We start from the raw sequence: 4,135 nt of genomic DNA on the forward strand, positions 1-4,135 counted from the left end.
CCATCATTTCCCCTTGGGCGACGGAAATGTTCAGCCCTTGAAGCGCAACGACCTCGATATCGTCGGTCTTGTATATTTTGACGAGTCCGTCGCAATGAATCACTGCATCATTTCTCCTCTCCCAGCTTCACGGCCTGGTGTACGCGCAGCCTTCTGATGTGAAGGAACAACAACCCGGCACCGGTCAGCATCATTACGGCTATGACGACATACAGCTGATCGGTATCTCTCGCATCGAATATAACGCGGAATGGAGGTACCTGCGTCTTGACGTTCTCCGCGGTTTGCAGGAACGGCAGGAACAAGTAGCTCGTCAGTTTGCCGATGCCGAGACCGAGTCCAATGGCCAGACCGGCCGTGAACAGCTGCTCAAGCAGCAGCATGCCCGTAAGTTGTCGTCGCGACAACCCCATGGCGCGTAGCACGCCGAACTGAACGACCCGGCTGGACAAGTTGAAAAACCAGTACAAAATGTAGCCGATCAACGAGACAAGAACGGATACGAGAAAGCCGAGGCTCAAGATACCGAACACGCCGCCGCGCGCCGGGTGCTTTTTCTGCGTGATCAGTTCGTTGCGGACGTCTTTGACACTGGCAATGCCGATATTCTTTGCTTTGAGCGCTTCAATGACCGGCGCCACTTTGGCTCCATCTTTCATTTTCATCCATACATCATAAGGTACGACGGGCGCTTGATCGTACACATAGTCGAGGTTGGCGATAAAAAACGGCGTCTGATCCGGATACTGGCTCGGCCAGTAAGGCACGGTAGCCACCACGACAAACTCGACCGGCTGGCTGGAAACCGAAATGCTGATCAAATCCCCCGACTTGATATGATGTTTATCGGCAAAAGAGGTCGGAATGATGACCGCCTGCTCGTATTGCCCCAACAAATTCAAGTAGTTGTAAGGATGCGTCTTGTACAAGTCTTTGCGGAACCAGGCCACCTTGGCAAAATCGACGTTATCGATGCCCATCAGCATGCCCTGTCCGAGCGACTTGCCGGAAACGACCACGTTCCCCTTCGATTGCAGCACGCGTGCCGCGTGCTCGACGCCTTCCAGCTCCCGAAACACTTGGAACGGAGGTTCGATGTAACGCATTTTCGTCGGAGGGCCTTCGCCCGGACCTCCCGGCTGACCGCCGCCTCCCTGACCGGGATTTTTCCCTCCGCCTCCGCCTCCGCCTTGCCCCTGTCCTTGGCCTTGTCCGCCCTTGTTCGGATTAGACGTTGACGGCAAATCGTCGGATACGGAGGTCCATTCCGCTCTCATGGTAACATCGGTGCCGTAGGCGTAAAGCACCCGTTCCGTCGAGTTCAAATCGATCGTCCGAGCCGCAGAGGCGTTGTAAATGCCGAGCCCGAGCGTCAAAATGAGCAGTAGCATGAGCGGGTAGTACGCCGTAGACGAACGCGAGAGCTGGGTCAGCGTCAGGTAGACTGGAACCGGAAGCAGCCTTTTGCCCAGCCAGTTGCCGAAGCGAAGCAGCCACGGGAAAATGCGCAGGAAAAACAGTCCAAGTGCAATGATCGACAATGCCGGAATAAAAAACAGCAGCGGATTCACGCTCAACTGATCGGTCGTAAGCCCGGTCCGGCTGAATAAATCCTGCCGGTCGTGGAACAGATAATACCCGTAGCCCACCAGACCGATCAGCACCACATCCAAAAACCAGCGCTGCCAAAACGGTTTTCGATCCGATCTGGCCAGCTTCTGCTTATAGCTGACGATGGAGGCTTTGGCGTAGACAATGGCCGGAATGACGCTGGCCATCAGCGCAATAACGACTGCGGCCGCGCCGTACAGCAGCGCTTCGGTCGATACCCCGACAGGTACCGCCTTGCGGTCGACGAACGTCAGGAACCCGCTGGACGAACCTATGCTCTTCGCCATAAACCAGCCGAGCAGCGGCCCGATGATCATCGCAACCGCGCCGAGCAGCAGCCCTTCGAGCAAGTAAATCCAGATGATTTGATTCGTACTGCCGCCCCGGCTGCGGATCACCGCAATGACGGTGCGCTGGCGGTCGAGCGATTGTCTGGCGTTCATGACGATATAATAGAACACCATGGCGATCATCGGCGCCGCCAATGTAAAGAGCAGCATTTGCAGCTGCAAGCTCTGCACCTTAAATTCCTGCAGCAGCGGGATAAACGAAATATCCACCCTTGTGTTCTTGAGCTTTTGGAACAAGACGATATCCAAGCGTTCCAGCTTCGACTGGAGCGAGGACAGCTGGCTCGTCTTGATTTCCCGCAAATCAAAAGCATAATACCAATTGGCCAAGCTAAGCGGGATTTTTTTGTTTTTCAGCACGTAATCGTTAAAACCGGCTTCGCTCATAAAAAAGGACGTAAGCAGGCCTTCCATGCCTTGATACCAATACAGATCGGTATCGTTCTTCGGCTTGAACGTTCCCGTCACTTTCACTTTGAGCGGGGCAATGCCGTTTCCGCCGCTGATCGGATAAGTGAAGACGTCGCCGATATGGAGGTCGTTGCGGAACATCGCTTCCTCGTGAATAACGGCTTCAATGATTCCGCCCTGCGGCTGTTCGGAGAACCACTGCCCCTGCGTCAGCTCGACTTGATCCTTCAAGCCGTTCTGGGCCATCAGCGTCATCTGCCGGCGCTTGCTCGGATCGACCTTGCTCGTATCCTCGGGCGTAATTTGCGAGCCGCGAATCGAATACGTCCGTACGTAAGCATCATACGGAAACGCGATGTCCTTGGGCAAATCTTCCTTTATGTATTGGTCAACGTCGCTTAACGCATTCAGATCGGCTTTTTCGTTGCCGGACGCTTGAAATCGGATCATGACGGCACCGGCGGAAAGCCCGTTGTTTTTCTCCTCCAGCGATTTCGACACGACGCGCTTGAGCGAGCCGTCGGAATACATCGGGATGCTGGTCGTAAAAGCGACGGCCATAACGAGGCCGGCGAGCGTGCTGAGCGTCAGCCAGCGCGTGTTCCACATTTTACGGAATAAAAACCGGAGCATCGCCATTAGCGTCCCACTACTTTCTGCCCTGGAGTGAGACCTTTCACAATCTCTACAGCCGTCGACGTCTGCAATCCGAGCTCGACGTCCACTTCGCGCTTGTTGCCTTTATCGTCCACAACCTGCACGTAATTGCGGCCCGCATACGAACGAAGAGCGGCCAGCGGAATCGTAACGGCGTTCTCCTTACGCTGGGTAATAATTTTCACTCCGAGCGGCGTTCCGTGGGCAAGCCCCTCCGGAAATTGGTCAAGCTGGATCAGCAAATAGTTTTCGATCGAATCAGGCTTTCTCTGCTGGCCTCCGCCCGGGAACCCGCCGCCGTTGCCATTGCCGTTGTTCTCGGCCTTCGGATTCGGAAGCTTTGACACTTTGCCTTTGACCTTGCCTACGCCGTTGATGTCCGCTTCAGCCTCCATGCCAACGGCTACTTTCGTCAAGCTATCTGCGCTAATGGTTGCAGCCACCGTAAGCTGAGACAGATCCGCGATCGTGGCGACCGCATCGTAAGCCTTGGCCGTATCGCCTTTTTTCATGTAAACGGAGATAATCGTGCCTGCATAAGGAGCCGTCAGCTTGGCCCCGGCAATCGTTTTTTCAAGCGTGGTGACTTCTTCCTTTTTTAATTCAAATTCGATTTTGTCCCGCTCCAGCTGCTCGGGGCCTGTCTCGTCGGCTTTGCGCAGCTTTTCGATCATACTCAATTCATCCTGGCGCGTCTGCAGCCGTTTCTGCCGCAATTTATTTTCCTGCTCCGTAACGTCGAGCTCGGCGATCAATTGCCCCTGCTCAACCTTGTCTCCGGTTTTGACCGGGAAGGATTTGATCCGCCGGCTGGCATCATCCGTAAAGTATAAATCTTCTTCTACGGTCGACATCAGCTTCCCAGAGAGAGGAACGTCGAACACCAGCGTCTCCGTTTTGACTACATACTCCGGTTTTTTGGACAGCTGGGGCGGGGTAATGGCCGGAAGCGTTTCCTCCTCGTCCTCCTTTGGCAGCAACGAGCATCCGGACGACAATGCGAGGGATGCGGCGATGCAAACGAGCAGCAACGGCCTGCTCGTCTTTTTAACCACTGATAAATTTTCCATCCACCATTTCGAATACACGGTCGGCAACCTCCATTA

General features: G+C 54.8%; 2 protein-coding genes and 1 pseudogene. All 3 read right to left on the minus strand.

Annotation, left to right across the window (positions count from 1 at the left end; translation table 11 throughout):
* Positions 1 to 103: pseudogene (locus QJ48_RS37200) on the minus strand (ABC transporter ATP-binding protein); the annotation flags it as partial.
* A gap of 4 nt (positions 104 to 107) precedes the next feature.
* Positions 108 to 3,011: an ABC transporter permease gene (locus tag QJ48_RS33440; RefSeq protein WP_054977616.1), complete on the minus strand. Its 2,904-nt coding sequence runs from the start codon at positions 3,009 to 3,011 to the stop codon at positions 108 to 110.
* A complete protein-coding gene (locus tag QJ48_RS33445) occupies positions 3,011 to 4,009 on the minus strand; it encodes an efflux RND transporter periplasmic adaptor subunit (RefSeq protein WP_337589649.1) in 999 nt (332 codons plus the stop codon). Before QJ48_RS33445 ends, QJ48_RS33440 begins: the two co-directional genes overlap by 1 nt.
* Positions 4,010 to 4,135 lie beyond the last annotated feature (126 nt).

The organism is Paenibacillus sp. A3, assembly GCF_001399685.1.
Classification (GTDB): domain Bacteria; phylum Bacillota; class Bacilli; order Paenibacillales; family NBRC-103111; genus Paenibacillus_G.